14 protein-coding genes are annotated in these 17212 nt (G+C 65.7%); 10 read left to right on the plus strand and 4 right to left on the minus strand.

Annotated elements, in window-relative coordinates:
• Positions 1 to 6: 6 nt before the first annotated feature.
• The 4 genes from BGO20_RS12975 to BGO20_RS12990 are packed head-to-tail and all read right to left on the minus strand — an operon-like array spanning position 7 to position 5552.
• The gene (locus tag BGO20_RS12975) at positions 7 to 1104 is read right to left on the minus strand and encodes an ABC transporter ATP-binding protein (RefSeq protein ID WP_291663539.1); all 1098 of its coding nucleotides are present in this window, start codon (positions 1102 to 1104) and stop codon (positions 7 to 9) included.
• Entirely contained in the window at positions 1101 to 3071 is a 1971-nt protein-coding gene (locus BGO20_RS12980; protein WP_291663538.1) for a dipeptide/oligopeptide/nickel ABC transporter permease/ATP-binding protein, read from the minus strand. Before BGO20_RS12980 ends, BGO20_RS12975 begins: the two co-directional genes overlap by 4 nt.
• Positions 3068 to 3994, minus strand: a complete 927-nt coding sequence (locus tag BGO20_RS12985; RefSeq protein ID WP_291663537.1) for an ABC transporter permease — start codon at positions 3992 to 3994, stop codon at positions 3068 to 3070. Before BGO20_RS12985 ends, BGO20_RS12980 begins: the two co-directional genes overlap by 4 nt.
• Before the next feature lie 25 nt (positions 3995 to 4019).
• Positions 4020 to 5552 (minus strand): ABC transporter substrate-binding protein, encoded by a 1533-nt coding sequence (locus BGO20_RS12990; RefSeq protein WP_291663536.1) that lies wholly within the window; start codon positions 5550 to 5552, stop codon positions 4020 to 4022.
• 228 nt (positions 5553 to 5780) lie between these two features.
• On the opposite strand from BGO20_RS12990, the gene BGO20_RS12995 reads away from it, so the two are divergent.
• The 10 genes from BGO20_RS12995 (at position 5781) to BGO20_RS13040 (ending at position 17206) form a co-directional block, all read left to right on the plus strand.
• Positions 5781 to 6677: a LysR family transcriptional regulator gene (locus tag BGO20_RS12995; protein ID WP_291663535.1), complete on the plus strand. Its 897-nt coding sequence runs from the start codon at positions 5781 to 5783 to the stop codon at positions 6675 to 6677.
• A gap of 143 nt (positions 6678 to 6820) precedes the next feature.
• Complete coding sequence (locus tag BGO20_RS13000; RefSeq protein WP_291663951.1) at positions 6821 to 7726, plus strand: LysR substrate-binding domain-containing protein; 906 nt, start codon at positions 6821 to 6823, stop codon at positions 7724 to 7726.
• A gap of 216 nt (positions 7727 to 7942) precedes the next feature.
• Entirely contained in the window at positions 7943 to 8911 is a 969-nt protein-coding gene (locus BGO20_RS13005; RefSeq protein ID WP_291663534.1) for an ABC transporter permease, read from the plus strand.
• Positions 8912 to 8916: 5 nt separating this feature from the next.
• Positions 8917 to 9861: an ABC transporter permease gene (locus tag BGO20_RS13010; RefSeq protein ID WP_291663533.1), complete on the plus strand. Its 945-nt coding sequence runs from the start codon at positions 8917 to 8919 to the stop codon at positions 9859 to 9861.
• Entirely contained in the window at positions 9861 to 10943 is a 1083-nt protein-coding gene (locus BGO20_RS13015) for an ABC transporter ATP-binding protein (RefSeq protein WP_291663532.1), read from the plus strand. The genes BGO20_RS13010 and BGO20_RS13015 overlap by 1 nt, the downstream gene beginning before the upstream one ends.
• Positions 10936 to 11970, plus strand: a complete 1035-nt coding sequence (locus tag BGO20_RS13020; protein ID WP_291663531.1) for an ABC transporter ATP-binding protein — start codon at positions 10936 to 10938, stop codon at positions 11968 to 11970. The genes BGO20_RS13015 and BGO20_RS13020 overlap by 8 nt, the downstream gene beginning before the upstream one ends.
• Positions 11971 to 11995: 25 nt before the next feature.
• Positions 11996 to 13108: an NAD(P)/FAD-dependent oxidoreductase gene (locus BGO20_RS13025; RefSeq protein WP_291663530.1), complete on the plus strand. Its 1113-nt coding sequence runs from the start codon at positions 11996 to 11998 to the stop codon at positions 13106 to 13108.
• Positions 13109 to 13155: 47 nt separating this feature from the next.
• The gene (locus BGO20_RS13030; protein WP_291663529.1) at positions 13156 to 14898 is read left to right on the plus strand and encodes an ABC transporter substrate-binding protein; all 1743 of its coding nucleotides are present in this window, start codon (positions 13156 to 13158) and stop codon (positions 14896 to 14898) included.
• 80 nt (positions 14899 to 14978) lie between these two features.
• Positions 14979 to 16067 (plus strand): NAD/NADP-dependent octopine/nopaline dehydrogenase family protein, encoded by a 1089-nt coding sequence (locus tag BGO20_RS13035; protein ID WP_291663950.1) that lies wholly within the window; start codon positions 14979 to 14981, stop codon positions 16065 to 16067.
• A gap of 38 nt (positions 16068 to 16105) precedes the next feature.
• Entirely contained in the window at positions 16106 to 17206 is a 1101-nt protein-coding gene (locus BGO20_RS13040) for an NAD(P)/FAD-dependent oxidoreductase (protein ID WP_291663528.1), read from the plus strand.
• Positions 17207 to 17212: the final 6 nt, after the last annotated feature.

The following is a 17212-nucleotide window of genomic DNA, read 5'->3' on the forward strand; positions in this document are numbered from 1 at the left end:
CGTCTTTCAACTGTTTTGGATAGGGAGGCGTTGATCCGCGAAATGGCAGCTCGCGGCACTGCGGCCCCCGGGCGCAGGGTGGAGAACGGGTGTTTCCTCGACACAGAGGCGCGGCAGCCGCCCGTCGGGAGTGTCGCTGCTCGGCAATCCCTCAGCCGCGAGTTCGCGGGCGAGCGGACAGCGTGTGTGGAAGCTGCAGCCGCTCGGGATGGCGAGCGGGCTCGGGATCGAGCCTTCGAGCAAGGCGGATCGCGCGTCGCCCGTCGTAGCGGCGGGCTTGGCGATCGCCATCAGGCTGCGCGTATAGGGGTGGCGCGGCGCGCCGCAGACCTCCTCCACATCGCCCTGCTCGACGAAGCGGCCAAGATACATGACGCCGACCGCATCGGCCATATGGGCGACCAATGCCAGGTCGTGGGTGATGACGATATAGGTGAGGGCGAGGCGCGCCTGCAACTCGGCGAGCAGATTGATGATCTGGGCCTGGACCGAAACGTCGAGCGCACTGACCGGCTCGTCGAGCACGAGGATTTCCGGCTCGCAGATGATGGCGCGGGCGATGGCAACGCGCTGGCGCTGGCCGCCGGAGAGCTCGTGAGGATAGCGGGCCAGATGCGCGGCGCTTAGCCCGACCATGCCGATCACGGCGTCGATGCGCGCGGCGCGGGCTGCAGGCTCGCGGTGCAGGCCATGGACGGTCAAGGCTTCCGCCAACGTGTCGAACGTCGTCATGCGCGGATCGAGCGAGGCGCGCGGGTCCTGCAGCACGAGCTGGACCTTGCGGCGGAGCGCCCGCAGCCCCTTGGGGTCGAGTGCCGAAAGCGAGGTGCCGTCGATGGTGACATCGCCTGCGGTCGGCCTGAGCAGGCCGACGACGAGCCGGGCAAGCGAGCTCTTGCCCGAGCCGGATTCGCCGACGATGGCGAAGCAGGTGCCGCGCCGGACGCTAAACGAGACGCCGTCGACGGCACGCACCACCGGCGCCGCGACGCGGGTCAGCAACGCCTTCCGGCCGCCGAAATGCCGGCAGACCTTGTCGACGACGACGAGATTGTCGATTCCGGCGCCCGAGCGGCGCCGCGGCGTGCGGAAAGGCGCGTTCATGACAGGCCCTCCTCTGCGAAGAGGCAGGCAACCTGCCGGCCCGCGATGGCGCGCGGCTCGGGCTCGCATTCCGCGCATTCGGGGCGGCCTTGGTTGCGCGGGCAGCGCGGGCGGAAGGCACAGCCATCCGGAAACTCGCCGACAAGGGGCGGCTCGCCCGGAATGCTGCGCAAAGGCTGGCCGCGGCTCTCGGCTCCGCCGGGAGCGGAGGCGCGCAGTGCCAGCGCATAGGGGTGCAGCGGCCGCTCCAGCACGGTTGCGACCTCGCCGCTCTCGACGATGCGGCCGGCGTACATCACCGCGACATCGTCGGCGAAGCGGGAAACGAGGCTGAGGTCGTGGGTGACGAGCAGCATCGCCATGCCGCGCGTCTCCTGGATCTCGCGCAGGAGCACGAGGATCTGCTGCTGGATCGTGACGTCAAGCGCGCTGGTGGGCTCGTCGGCAAGCAGCACCTGCGGATCCTGGGCGAGCGCGATGGCGATGACGATGCGCTGTTTCATGCCGCCGGAAAACTGATGCGGATACATGGCGAGGCGCCGCTCGGGATCGGCGATCCGGACATCTTTCAGTAGGTCGATGCAGCGCTGCCTCACCGCCTCATCGTCGAGGCCACAGCCGGCGCGGACCGCCTCGGCGAGCTGGGCGCCAATCGTTAGAACCGGGTTCAGCGCACTTGCCGCATCCTGGAAGACGACACCGATCTTGCGCCGACGCAATTCGCGCAGCGCCACGGCGGAGAGTCCGAGAGCGGATTCGCCGCCGATGCCGATCGCTCCGTCGGTGATCGCGACCTCCTGCGGATTGGCCAGCGTGCCGATCGCCCGCAATAGGGTCGATTTGCCGGAGCCCGACTCGCCGACCAGCGCCAGGGTCCGGCCGGGACGGATCGCCAGATCGACGCCGCGCACCACGTCGAGCAGACCGTCGCGGGTCCGGAACGCCATGCGCAGAGCCTTGACCGAAACGGCGTTGCGGTCGGCGGAATCCGCGTCGAGAGGCCCAGCCGGCGGCTTGGCCGAACGGCGGCGCAGGAAGGCGAAGAGCGGCGCGCGTCGGCTCGTGCGCCGGCTCGTCGGGTCGTAGATCACCCGCAGCGCCTCGCCCAGCAGGTTGAAGGCGAGCGCCGAGCCGGCGAGGAACAGGCCCGGGAAGGTCGCGAGATAGGGATGACTGCGGATATAGGAGCGGCTCTCGCCGAGCATCGTGCCCCATTCCGGATAAGGCGGCTGTGTCCCGAGCCCAAGGAAGCCAAGCCCGGAGGCCGAGAGCAGCGTCGAAGCGAAGAGGAGCGTCGAGAGCGTGAGCAGGGTACCGGCGATGTTCGGCTGCACATGGCGCAGGATGATGCGGGCGGGGCTGGCGCCGAGCGCGGCCGAGCCCTCGATATAGGGCTCGGCCAGGATGCTGAGCGTCACGGCGCGCGCGGTGCGGGCGAAGACCGGCACCGCGACCACGCCGACGGCGATGATGACGTTTTGGGTGTTGGCGCCGAGGATCGCCACCACCGCCAGCGCGAAGACGATGTCGGGGAAGCTCAGCATGATGTCGATGGCTCGCATCAGCAAGGCCTCGACCCAGCCACGCCGCCAGGCCGCGAGGATCCCGAGCGGCACGCCGATCAGGAAGGCGACGGCGACACCGCCGACGCCGATGCCGAGCGTCGCGCGCGCGCCGACCAGGACGCGGCTGAAGACGTCGCGGCCGAGCTGGTCGGTGCCGAACCAATGTGCGGCGGAAGGCGGGCGCAGGGTCTGCGCGAAGTTCTGGCGGAAGGCATCCTGGGGCGCCAGCATCGGCCCTAAGATCGCGAGCAGCAGATAGAGCACGACGAGGATCAGCCCGATCGCGCCCTTGGGCTGGGCGAGGACGCGCCGCAGCAAGGTCCAGCGTCGGCGCGAGGGCGCAACCACCACCCTGGTCGCGAGCGGGGGGGCGTCAGTCGCCATGTCCTGCGCCAGGCTCATGCCGGCCGCTCCTGCTCGCGTGTGCGCGGATCGAGCCATTGCGTCAGCAGGTCGGTGACGAGATTGATGACCACGAAAAAGACCGCGAACATCAGGATCGTGTACTGGATGATCGGATAGTCGGCGCGCGAGACCGCATCGACGAGGAGGCGCCCGACGCCGGGGATGCCGAAGACCGTCTCGGTGACGACCGAGCCGCCGAGCATGCCGCCGAACTGCACGCCGGCGACGCTGACCGCCGCGACCAGCGAATTGCGCAGCGCATGCGCCAGCACGACACGGGTCTCGCTCAGACCCTTGGCGCGGGCGGTATCGAGATAGTCCTTGCCCATCGTCTCGGTCAGGCTCGCCGCGACGAGGCGACTGAACATGGCGGCAGGGCGCGTCGCGATGACGAGGATCGGCAGGACGAAATGAGCCGGGGTTGAGGCGCCGGCTGCCGGCAGCCAGCCGAGGTTCACCGCGAAGAGCCAGATGCAGAGCAGGCCGAGCCAGTAGATCGGCATCGAGATGCCCGCCAGCGTCAGCACGGTGATCGCCGCATCGGCGAGGCCGCCCGGTCGCATCGCGCTGACGATGCCGGCGAGCGTGCCGAGCGCGACGCCGATAAGGAGTCCGCCGATCGAGACGATAAGCGTGTTCGGTAGTCGCTCCGCCAGCTCGACGACGACGGGACGGTGCGTGCGGAAGGAGGTCGCTGCACTCGGGTCCCAGATGCCGCGGATGAAATGGCCGTAGCGCGTGGGCAGAGGCTCGTCGAGGCCGAGGAATTTGCGGATGCTCGCGACCTCCTCGTTCGAGGCGGACGGCCCGGCGAGGATCTGGGCCGGATCGCCGGGGATGAGGTCGACGAAGAGAAAGACGAGCAGCGAGACCGCAAACAGCGTCGGCAACGCTCCGCCCAGACGTCTCAGAACGAACATCGTTCCGCCCTCCGTTCGCGTGGCGCTACTTGACGGTCACCTTGTCGAAGACCAGCGTCTCGTTGGGCTGGACGGCGAAGCCCTGGACGCGGTTGGAGACGCCGATCGCCTGGGTCTGGTACCAGAGGAAGAGGAAGGGCTGATCCTTCCAGATGATTTCCTGGACCTCGCCGTAGATCTGCTTCTGCTTCGCCGGGTCGGTCGTGGCGCGGCCTTCCTTCAGCAGCGCATCGACGCGCGGATTCGAGTAACCGGTGCGGTTGGCGCCGACACCAGTGTAGAACAGGCGATAGAGCGTGTAGTCCATGCCGGCGGTGGCGCGGCCGACCATGCCCATATTGTCCTTGCGCTGGTCAGGCTCCATGCCGATGACATTGCTCCAGGTGCCACGGTCGACGACCAGCGGTGTCGCCTTGATACCGATGTTCTCGAAGGACCCGGCGAGCGCCTGGCAGACCTGGACATCCTTGATGTAGCGCCCCGTCGGGCAAGTGAAACTGAGCGAAAGCTGGCCCGGTTTGTAGCCTGCCTCGGCAAGAAGCTTCTTGGCGCCTTCCGGATCGAAGGCGATCGGCGGGAAGGTCTTGCGCAATTCGTCCTGCGTGCCGGGGCCGACCATGCCGACCGAAGGCGTGCCGAGCCCGCCAAGGACGCCCTTGGTGATGCCGTCGCGATCGACGGCCATATTCAGCGCCTTACGCACCCTGGGATCGGCGAGCGGACCGCGCAGCACCATCTCCATGTTGATCGAGAACATGCTGGGCGGCGTGACGACCTTGGCGTCCTGGAGGGCATTGATCGCATCGATCGATTCGGGCGGAACGCGCTCGACGATGTCCGCCGCGCCGGTCTCCATCAGCGCCATGCGCGAGCCGTCCTCGGGCACGACACTGAACTCGATGGCCTTTAGCGTGGCCGGATAGTCGCCGGCGTATCTCGGGTTGGGCACCAGCCGGAAGCCCTCGCCGCCGACGAAGCGCTCGACCATGTAGGGTCCCGAGCCGACCGGCTTGCGGCCATATTCGGCGCCCATCCGCTGGACCGCCTTGACGTCGACGATGCTCGCCGCGGTGCTTGCCAATAGCATCAGGACATGGCCGTTCGGTTCGGCCATATGGAACTCGACTGTATCCTCGCCGACGGCCTTGACCGTGCCGAGGGAGGCATAGAGACCACGATAGATCGAGCCGGTCTTCTCATCGAGCATACGGTTAAAGCTCGCGGCGACGGCCTCCGCGTTCAGCGGGTCGCCGTTGCTGAAGGTCTTGCCGGTCTTGATCTTGACGGTGAAGATCTTGCCATCCGGGGAGAAGGACGAATCCGTCGCGAGGGTCTTCTGGACGTTGTTTTGCGGGTCGAGGCGGAAGAGCCCCTCGAGCACGGCGAGGTCGACGGCATTACCGACCGGCAGGTCATTGAAGGCGGGATCGAAGGTCGCCGGATCGGCGCCGACGGCGACGCGCAACACCCCAGCCGGCTCAGCGAAGGCCTGAAAGCTGAAGAGCGAGATGCCCGCGGCCAGCGCCGCCGCGGTGCAAGAATGACGAAGGCTGGGCATGTCTGCTGTTCCCCAAGCTGGCAATTTCGTCGGTCCGCGCAGGCTCGCTGGAGCGCGCGAACGCTCCACCGCCGTCACGGTGCGAAGTCAGTCTCTGGTTTTTTGGCCGCCTGTTCTGCCCCCTGTCGAAATGCGGGTGGCGACGGCGACGCTGAGCAAATCACAGCATTTGATCTGCCTCAAATTCATAAATTTACGATCTACATGAACTGAGGTTATGCTCCTCGGATGCATTACCGGCAGGTCGAGATCTTCAAGGCGATCATGGATTCCGGCTCGATCACCGAGGCGGCCAACATTCTTCACATCTCTCAGCCGGCGGTCAGCAAGGCGCTCAAACTTCTGGAGGCAGAGCTCGGCCTTCGGCTGTTCGACCGGACGACGAAAGGCATCGCTGCAACGGAAGAGGCGCGTCTGCTCTATACTGAGGTCGAGCGCACCTATTTCGGGATGCAAAATCTGGCACGCTTCGCGGCCAGCCTCGGTGACCGCAGGCAAGGCCGCATCGTCGCCAGCACAATTCCCGCTCTCGGCATCGCTTGGCTTCCGGCCATGGTCGCGCGATTTTCGGAGGCGCATCCCGACGTGACGATATCGCTGCATTCGAGCAATTCCGTCGATGCGGCTCGGCTGGTCGGCAGCGGCGAGATCGACCTCGGCATCGCGCAACTCCGCAGCGAGGAAAACAATCTCTCCCGAAAGAAACTCTTCGACCTGGAGGGTGTCATCGCCTTACCGGCGGGCCACCGGCTCTCGCGCAAGTCGTTCGTCGAAGCTTCCGATCTCATCGGCGAGACGATCATTGCGCTCGGCCCCGAGGACGAATTCCGGCGCAAGCTCAGCCAGGCCTGCGAAGCGGCTGGTCAGCCGCCGCGCACAATCATCGATGCCAGCCTCGCTCTGACAGTTTGCGGCCTGGTCGGTGAGGGATGCGGTGTCGGTATCGTCGACAGCGAGGCCGCACGGGAGCGCCGCGGCCATGGCCTGGTCTTTCGCAGCTTTCGGCCGGCGATCCGTGTTCCGATCTTCCTCTTTCGCAGGCGCGGACGGCCGACGAACGGGCTCGTCGAGGCCTTCATCGCCAGCCTCAGGCCTCCCCCGGCGTTCAGTAGCGCGTCTGGGTGAGCCGACTTGGCGGAGTCGGTGGGAAATATGCGCCGACCAAACCAACGGTTGCTTCTCTGCAGAGCGCGGTTCGGTGAGTATCAGCCCCCGGACTGTGCGGTCATGAGCCGAGGATGCGGCGGGCGTACTCTGCGAGGGAACCGATGGCGGTGAATCTAAGGCATGTCGAGCTGTTCCGTCACATCATGAGGCTCGGCACATTGACCCAGGCGGCGGAGATGATGTCCGTCTCGCAGCCGGCTGCCAGCAAGATGCTGAATCAGCTCGAGCGCAGCATCGGCATCATCCTTTTCCAGCGCTTGAAAGGCCGGCTGAACCCGACGCGGGACGGAGAATTGTATTTCGCGGAAGTTCAGCGGACCTGGGAAAGCGTTGATCGACTGGAGCGTATGACCCGGGATATCCGTGAGCTCCAGTTCGGCCGGCTCAATCTCGGCGTCATGCCGATGCTGGCCGGAACGCTTATCCCGCCGCTGCTGACGCGCTTCTGTCGGCAGCACCACAAGGCCGCCATCAAGCTGCACTCACGTAGCTCCGATCGCATCATCGAATGGGTCATCGCCGGGCAGATCGACCTCGGCATCACCGAGCATTCCACGCCGCATCCGAATGTCGTCAGCCGTATGCTGGCGCGCATCCCCAACGTCTGCGCCGTGCCGGAGGGGCATCGTCTGGCGAACTTGCAGAAGATCCGGCCTGAAGATCTAGATGGCGAAAACTTCGTCTCGATCGGATCTCCTGATCGCCGCGTGTTCGTCGAGACGATCTTCGAGCAGGCCGGCGTGCTTCCGCGTATATACATCGATGCGCCGATGGCGAATGTGGCCAGCGCCCTAGTCGCCAATGGCGCCGGGATCGCGCTCGTTGACGAACTCAACGCGCGAAGCTTCATCGGGCGCGGTCTCGTCGCAAAGCCTTTCGCGCCGGAAATCTTCTCGCCGGTCTGGCATGTACGACCGAACACGCTGATCGGCTCCTCCTTGGCGGACGCGCTGATCGGCGACATCGAGGACGAACTGGATCGCCTCGGCTACCGCGCGGACTCGTAGAGCGGCAAGTGCCCCGTCGGGTCGATAACGTCGCGCGTGTCATAACCAGAGGGAATGAACTGGCAAAATCATATTCTTTGACGCCCTGATTTTCGCCCCATACCCTCGCTGTCATTGACATAGATCAAACAAACGGGACCGGTTCTGAGCCTGCCGAACAGCAGATTCAGTTCATAGGGGATCTATTGCCAATCAAAGTGGGAGAGTCTGTCCGCGATGCGGGTTTTCGTCTTTCTGGCGAGAAGATTGATCTTCGCGATCATCCTGATGCTCGGCGTCAGCGCGGCGATCTTCTTCCTGATCAACGCGATCGGTAATCCGATCGAATTGATGATGGCCGAGACGCCCGGCATGACCGGCGAGGTCATCGAGCGGATGAAGGGCTATTACGGGCTCGATCAGCCACCCCTGACCCGCTACCTGCTCTGGCTCGGGCGGCTGCTCCACCTCGATTTCGGCACCAGCATCGTCTACAACCAGCCGGTCGGCTCGCTGATCGCCACCTGGGGCTGGCAGACCCTCAAGATCCAGCTCCCGGCCATCCTGATCGCACTGGCGATTGCCATCCTCTTCGGCGTCACCGCAGCCCGCCGCCAGCATTCCCGTTCGGATTTCACGGTGATGGGCACGGCACTGCTCGGCCAGTCTCTGCCGGCGTTCTTCCTCGGCATCCTGCTGATCTTCGTCTTCTCCTACACGCTCGACTGGCTGCCCAGCTACGGCGCCTATTCGACCCGCAACCCGCTCTGGGGCAGCCCGACGCTCGACGCGCTCTGGCACATGATCCTGCCGGTGGCGATGCTGACCTTCTTCAACACCGCGACGCTGACGCTGCTGATGCGCTCCAACATGGTCGACGTGCTGAAGAGCGACTTCATCGCGGCGATGCGGGCCAGTGGCATCCCCGAGCGGCGCGTCATCTACGTCCATGCGCTGCGGGCGGCCTTCATTCCGATGCTGACCTATCTCGGCCTGCTGATTGGCCTGATGCTCGGCACCGCGCCGGTGACGGAATCCGTCTTCACCTGGCCGGGGCTCGGCTCGCTCTATGTCGCGGCGATCCACCAGCTCGACTACCCCGTCATCATGGGTGCGAGTGCCGTGATCGCCTTCATGCTGATCTGCACAACCCTGCTGACGGACGTGATCTACGTCCTCATCGATCCCCGCATCAGTCTGGAGTGAGGACCGTGACCGACCAGACGATCGCGAGCCACGTCTCCGCGCCGAAGCCGGCCGCCAAGCCCGCCAGGGGCATCTGGCGCCAAGGCTGGCAGCGCTTCGCGAGGAGCCGCACCGGCATGCTCGGCCTCGTCCTCGTCCTTATCGTCGTTGCCACCGCGGTGATCGGCCCCTTCGTCGCGCCTTTCGACGCCCAGGACCAGAGCCCCATGCTCGACCCCGGCGCCAAGGCGCCGCCGAGCTGGACGAACCCCCTCGGCACCGACCGCATGGGCTACGACGTGCTGAGCCGCGTGATCTACGGCGCGCCGACGGCGCTTGCTGTCGGGCTCGGCGCGATGTCGATCGCCGCCGCGATCGGAATCCTGGTCGGCGGCGTCGCCGGCTATCGCGGCGGCACCACGGACGAGGTGCTGATGCGCTTTACCGATTTCTTCCTGGTGATCCCGATGTTCGTGGTCATCCTCGCCGTGGTGCGGCTGCTGGGTGTCGCCGTCGTCGACACGCCCTTCGAGAGCGTGCCCTATCTCAATCTCGGCGTGATCATCCTGCTGATCGGTGTGTTCTCCTGGGCGCCGATCGCACGGATGACGCGGGCCGAATTCCTGCGGCTCAAGAACCAGGAATTCGTCGAGGCGGCGCGTTGCATCGGCGCGACCTCCGGCGACATCCTGTTCCGACACATCCTGCCCAACGCACTGCCCTCGCTGATCGTCATCATCGCGCTCGGCATCGGCGGGGCCGTTCTGGCGGAGGCGATGATCGGCTTCCTCGGCTTCGGCGATCCGGCGGCGGTGAGCTGGGGTCAGCTCCTCTACTTCAATTATCAGGCACTCAAGGTCGCGCCCTGGGCCTCGCTCAGCCCGGGCCTCGCGATCTTCGTCACGGTGCTCGGCTTCAACCTGCTGGCGGACGGCTTGACCGACGCCTTCAACCCGCGGGCGAAGAACTGATGGCGGGTCTAGCAGCCGAAACGCAGGCCGCCGCCGCCGCGCCCCGACCGCCCGAGGCCACAGCATCGCCGGCGCCTGTGCTGGTCTCGGTCGAGAATCTGCGCATTCAGTTCCCGCCCTGGAACGCGCCGGTCCGGGTCGTCGAGGATGTCAGCTATCAAGTGCGCACCGGCGAGACGATGGGCATTGTCGGCGAATCCGGCAGCGGCAAGACGCTGTCGAGCCTGGCGATCCTCAACCTGCTGCCGCCGCCGGCGCGGATCGCCGGCGGGCGCATCCTGTTCGAAGGCGAGGACCTGGCGGCAAAATCGCAAGCGCAGATGCAGAAGCTGCGCGGGCGTCGCCTTGCGATGATCTTCCAGAACCCCGGCTACTCGCTCAACCCGCTGCTGACGGTCGGAGCCCAACTCGCCGAGATCCTGAAGGTCCATGAGAAGCTGCCGCGCTCCGCCGCGCTTCAGCGCGTCGAGGAGTTGTTCCGGCTGGTCGGCATCACCGATCCCGGCTCGCGCCTATCGCAATATCCGCATGAGATGAGCGGCGGCATGAAGCAGCGGGTCTGCATCGCTCGGGCTCTGCTTTGCCATCCGGCGCTGGTGCTGGCCGACGAGCCGACCACTGCGCTCGACGTCACCATCCAGGCCCAGATCCTCGATCTGCTCGAGGAGCTGAAGCAGCGGCTCGGAATGTCGATGATATTCGTCACCCACGATATGGGCGTGGTGGCGCGCATCGCCGATCGGATCACGGTGATGTATGCCGGCCAGGTCTGCGAGACCGGCGACAAGCAGGCCATCTTCGCCCGCCCCTCCCATCCCTATACGCAGGCGCTGCTCGCCTCGACGCCGCGCATCGACAAGAGCTACGCCGTGGATGCGCAGGGCCGGCGCGAGCGGCTGCCGACGGTCGGGCTCGCCGCGACGCCGGGCCAGTCGCTCGGCGGCGGCTGCCGCTTCGCCGGGCGCTGCCCGGAGGCGGTGCCGGAGTGCACGCGGCTTGTGCCACAGGCCGCGGCGATCGAGCCCGGCCGCTCCGTTCATTGCCTGAAGCGCGGCAGCGCCGGGGTGCCCGGCCATGGTTGACAACCTGATCGCTCCCGCGCCTGAAGCCCGCCCGCGCGCTATCCGTAAACCGCTGCTGAGCGTCGACGGGCTGGTGAAGAGCTATCCGCTGCACCGGCGCGGCCTGTTCCGCCAGAAGGTCATGGGCGAGATCCGCGCCGTCAATGACATCAGCTTCCGCCTCGACGAGGGCGAGACGCTGAGCATCGTCGGCGAGAGCGGCTGCGGCAAGACCACCGCCGCCCGCTCGATCCTGCATCTCGTCACGCCGACCGCCGGCGCGATCCGGCTCGGCGAGACGGATGTGCGCGCCACCTTCGAACGCGACCGCCGGCCGGAGGTGCTCGCCCTGCGCCGGCAGATGCAATACGTCTTCCAGGATCCCTATCTTTCGCTCAATCCGCGCTGGAGCGTCCGGCAGATCCTGTCCGAACCGTTGCGAGTCCACGGCCTCGTCCCTCCGGCGCAATGGGACGGCGCGGTCGAGGCCTTGCTGGAGCGCGTCGGCTTGCCGGCCGAGCATGCCGACCGCTATCCGCACGAATTCTCCGGCGGTCAGCGCCAGCGCATCGGCATCGCCCGCGCGCTCGCGGTCGAGCCGCGGCTTCTGATCTGCGACGAGCCGGTCTCCTCGCTCGACGTCTCGGTGCGCGCCCAGATCCTCAACCTGCTGGCCGAGCTGCAGGAGGAGCTGAAGCTTTCCTATCTCTACATCTCGCACGACCTCAGCTCGGTGCGCTTCCTCAGCAACCGCATCGCCGTGATGTATCTCGGCAATCTCGTCGAGGTCGGCGAGGTGGACGAGATCTTCGCCCGGCCGCGGCACCACTACACGGCCGCCCTGATCTCGGCGATTCCGGTGCCCGATCCCACCCACCAGAAGCCGCGCGACGCGATCAAGGGCGAGATCCCGAGCGTCGTCAGGCGGCCTCCGGGCTGCGTCTTCCACACCCGTTGCCCGGCGGCGCTGCCGATCTGCTCCCAACAGGCGCCGCCGCTCGCCGCCCCGGACGGCAGCCACGCCTTCGCTTGCCACAACCCGCGCTGATGCGGGCCAGACCACAGGATATGCCATGATGAACGTCATCGTCGTCGGAGCCGGAATCGTCGGCAGCTCGGTCGCGTACCGGGTGGCGCAGGGCGGCGCGAAAGTGACCGTCCTGGAGGCCGACCGTATCGGCGGCGGCACCTCGGGCGTCAGCTTCGCCTGGACCAACTCGAACAACAAGACGCCGCGCCCCTATCACGACCTCAATGTCGCCGGCATGCGCGCCCATGCGGCGCTGAAGGAGGAGTTCGGCGCGACGCCCTGGTTTCACCAGAGCGGCAGCCTGGAATGGCGCGTCGGCCCGGCCGAAATCGCTGCCCAGGCCGAGAAGGTCGCAAGGCTGCGCGACTGGGGCTACGCCGCCGAGTTCATCGACAAGAAGCGCCTCGGTGTGCTCGAGCCCGAAATCGCCCTCGATGCGGTTCCGGACAATGCCCAGATCGTCTTCTGCCCTGAGGAAGGCTGGGTTGACCCCGTGCTCTATGCCGGCACCATGCTGCGCGCCGCGCGCCAGCGCTACGGCGCCGCGCTCAAGACCGGCGTTCGGATCACCGGGCTTGAAACGCGCAATGGCCGCGTCGTCGGCGCCCGCGACTCCGAGGGCGCGCTGCATGAGGCCGATCTCGTCATCAACTGCACCGGCCGCTGGTCGAACGAGACGGTGAGCAAGACGGCCCCGAACGTCCCGCTGGCGCCGACGATCGGTTTCCTTGTCTTCACGCCGCCGGTCGGCGTCGCCCTGCAGCGACCCTTCCACGCGCCTGATGTCGATGTCCGCCCCGATGGCGCCGGACGGCTGATGGTGCGCAAGGATTCGCTCGATGACCGCTTCGCGGCCCTCGAAAGCCGTACGCCGGATTGCGAGGAGGCGCGTATCGCGCTCGAGAGCGCCGCTGAGATCCTGCCCGGGCTGAAGGGCGTCAAGGCCGAGGCAGTGCGCACCACCATGCGTCCGATCCCGGCCGACGGACTCTCGACGGTCGGGCCGGCCCGCGGCGTCGAGGGCTACTACCTCGTTGTCACCCATAGCGGCGTCACGCTGTCGCCCTTCCTCGGCCAGGCCGTGGCCGACGAAGTGCTGCACGGCCGCCAGAGACCGGAGCTGGAGGAGTTCCGGCCGGAGCGCTTCCAGGCCTGACGAGCCCGTTAGCTTCCATTTCCAGGCAACCAGAAGAGGGGATAACGATGTCAGAGAAATCGACGCGACGTGATGTTCTGAAATGGACGGGCGCGGGTGCCGCCGCGCTTGCAGCCAGCGGCCTGCCCGAGCCCGCGCTGGCGAATCCGCCTCATTTCAAGCTCTATCTGATGATCTTCAACAACCTGCAGTCGCGCATGATCTGGACCGATCTGATTGGCAAGCAGTTCGCGCGGCTCGGAATCGACGTGAACTCGAGCTATCAGCCGCCCTCCGTCGTCATCGCCCGGCGTGCCAATGACAGCGGCAAGACGCATGTCGAGGGCGGGTTCGACATGTATTCGGAGCGGATCTACTATAATGGTCTGGCTCCGAGCCCCGAGGCCCTCTTCCACAGCAAGAACGTTCCGCCGAACGGGCAGAACTACTACCGTATTGCCGACAAGCAGATCGACACGGCGATCGAGAACTATTCGCACGCGATCACGGAGCAGGATCGCAAGACGGCGATGACGGCCTTCGTGAAGCGCTGGTATGAGATCGAGCCGCTGCACATCGTCTTCTATCCGGAGGAGGTGATCATCACCAATCCGAAGCTGAAGGGGATGGAGTCGACGACCTACAACCCGGTGTTCTATCCGCGGCCGGAAGACTGGACGATCGAGGGCGCGACCGGTGACGTCACCGCGACCTTCGCCTCATGGCAGCCGCCGAGCCAGCTTATCCCGATGTATGGCAGCGGCTACAATGAATCCAACATCTTCGGCCCGGTGTACAACGCGCTTCTGGAATATGACAGCTGGGCCAACAAGAAGCTCGCTCCGGCGCTGGCTGAGTCGGTCAAGGGCTCTCCGGATGGCAAGAACTGGGTGATCAGCCTGCGCAAGGGCGTGAAATGGCATTCCGGCGAGGAATTCACCGCCGAGGACGTCAAGTTCACCTGGGACACCATCATCGACAAGACCTATGCCAGCCTGTTCCAGGCGACGCTGTCGACGGTGATGGGCTCGCGCGATGCCTACAAGATTACGGGCACGCACGAAATCACGGTGACGCTGCCGCAGCCGAACATGCTGTTCCACGACTTTCTGCTGCCGGTCATCGCGATCATGCCGAAGCACGCCTACAAGGACATCAAGCCGGAGGAACTGCGCGGCCATGTCATCTCGACCTGGCTCGGCACCTTCCCCGTCAAGACCTCCGACGGCAAGGTCTTCGAGGCCAAGGGGGGCGTCGGAACCGGACCGTGGATCCCGCAGGGCTTCGATCCCTCGCGCAAGGCCTACAAGTACAGCAAGAACGAAAACTACTGGAAAAAGACCGACGGCAACGTCAAGACCTTCTACATCGTCAATATAGAAGGCGCCGATCCGTTGCTCAGCGCCATCAAGTCGGGCGCCATCGACGCGCATGACCCGATGTACGATGTCGGCGGCCTGCTCAGCACGGTCGATCCCTCATGGGGCAAGGTCAACCGCTTCGACTCGTTCAAGTGGATGCAGACCTGCCTCAACATGAAACATCCCGTCTTCGGTACCGGTGTCGAGACGCCCTTGGGCAAGAAGGACCCCAGCAGAGCCGCGGAAGCGGCGATGTATGTCCGCAAGGCGATGAGCCACATGATCCCGCGAGAGCAGATCATCAAGAATGTCGTCGCCGGCTTCGGTAAGCCCGGCACGGTACCGATGCCCTATACTTCGGAATACTACGACCACGACCTGTTGAAGCCGATCACTTACGACTTTAAATTGGCCAAGCAGTACATGGAAAAGGCCGGCTACACCTACTGACGCCGTAAGCCTCGTGATGGCGGGCCGGGCGATGTTCGTCCGGCCCAATCAGACCACCAAAACACCCAAGGATCAGGATGATGCGTGTCGCTGTGCTCGGTGCGGGCTCGATTGCCTATGGCAATGCCGCCCTTCTTTCCTCCCTCGGCCATGAGCCGGTGTTGTGGTCCCCATCTGGCAAGAGCGGGCAGAGCATCGCCGGGGGCGCGTCGCTGACGGCCACCGGCAGCCTGGCGGGTAGCTTTAAGGTCAAAATGGCGGCAAGCGCCGCTGAAGCGATCTCTGGCGCCGGCGCCGTGCTCTTCGCGCTACCAGCTAACGGGCACCGCAAGGCGATGGACGCGGCTGCCCCCTATCTGACCGCGGGGCAGGTCGTCATCATCAGCTCGCACACCTCCTTCAGCGGCCTCTATATCGCCCGCAAAATCGCGGAGCGGGGGCTTGATGTGCCAGTCGTCGTCTGGGGCACTACCGTCACCGCGGGACGCAAGACCGGTGACGCTAGCGTGAACGTCTCGACCATCCGCTCGAAGGTCGACGTCGCGACCATTCCTGTCTCGGCTTCCGAGCGCGGGCTCAAGGTCTGTCAGGAACTGTTTGGCGACCGCTTCGTACAGCGCGACGACGCGTTAGCGATCTCGCTGTCCAACCTGAATCCACAGAACCATCTCGGCATCGCCTTGTGCAACTTCACCCGGATGGAACACGGCGAGACCTGGGGGCAGAACGAAAACAATACCGATTCGGTCGGCCGCCTGCTCGAAGCGCTCGACGCCGAGCGCCTCGCGATCGCGGAAGCGGCCGGCTACAAGGTGCGCACCATCCGCGAGCATTATAACCTCTCGTTCCATGTCGAGCCGGGCCCGGTCGGCGAGATGGCGCGCCAGCTCGCCGCGCGCGGCAATGGTGGCAACGGACCGAGCACGATCGACACGCGCTATGTGCTGGAAGATGCCCCCTTCGGCCTGCATCCGACCGTGCTTCTCGGGAAGATGGCTGGTCGTCCGGCGAGGCTGCATCAGGCTGGCGTCGATATCTTCTCAGCGCTCTATGGCCGCGACTTCGCTGCGGAAAACGACCTCATCGGCGATATCGGCCTGGAGGCGATGTCGCTCGCTGAGCTGAAGTCCCTCGTTCGCGACGGTTGGGCCGGCAAGCGCGCGGCCTGAGTTTTCACGGGTTTAGCTCCTTCTAGCGGATACAGATCATGACCAAGATCATCGTTGTCGGCGCAGGCGTCATCGGGACGTCGGTCGCCTATCGGCTGGCGCGCGCCGGCGCCAAAGTCACCGTCCTCGAGGCGACGCGCGTCGGGGGGGGGACTTCCGGCATCTCCTTCGCCTGGACGAACGCGAACAACAAGACGCCGCGGGCCTATTTCGACCTCAACGTCGCCGGCATGCGTGCGCATGCGGCGCTCAAGGACGAGTTTGGCGCGACCCCGTGGTGGCATGGCGGCGGGCGCATCGAATGGCGCGATCAGCCGGAATGGGCGGGGCAAAAGGCGAAGGTCGAGCGGCTGAAGAGCTGGGATTATGCGGCCGACTGGATCGACCGCAAGCAGTTGCTGGAGCTCGAGCCCGATATCGCGCCGGAAGCGATCGGCGATGCGCCGATCGCCTGGTATCCGAACGACGGCTGGCTCGACCCGGTCGTCTATGCCCATGCGATGATGAGCGCCGCCCAGCGACTCGGGGCGACGCTGCGTACGCAGACCAGGATTGCCGGCCTGATCGTGGAGGGCGGCAAGGCCAAGGGTGTGCGCAGCGAGCGCGGCGAAACCTTCCATGCCGATTTCGTGATCAACTGCACGGGCCGCTGGTCCAACGAGACGGTGGGATCAGCGGCGCCGAACGTGCCACTGGCTCCCACGGTCGGTTTCCTTGTCTTCACTCCGCCTGTTCCAGCCGGCATTCAACGTGTCGTCGCCAGTCCGATATGCGACTTCCGCCCCGACGGCGCGGGCAGGCTGATGCTGCACTGGGGCTCTGCCGACGCTACGGTCACGCCGGAAATCGGAGTAAACCCCGGCATGGAGCAGGCAGCCGACTTGGTTGAGCGGCTCACCCGCATCCTGCCCGGGATCGCGCCGGTGAAACCTGAGGCGGCCCGCGTGACGATTCGTCCGATTCCGAAGGACGGCCTCTCCGCCATCGGTCCGGTGCCTGGCTTGGAGAACTACTACCTGATGGTCACGCATAGTGGCGCGACGCTGTCTCCGGCACTCGGAGTGATGGCTGCGGACGAAATCATCAATGGTCGGCAGCGGCCAGAACTGGCCGATTTCCGGCCAAGTCGCTTCTTCTAGCGGAAT

The sequence above is a fragment of the Allobosea sp. 67-29 genome (genome assembly GCF_001898115.1).
Classification (GTDB): Bacteria; Pseudomonadota; Alphaproteobacteria; order Rhizobiales; family Beijerinckiaceae; genus Allobosea.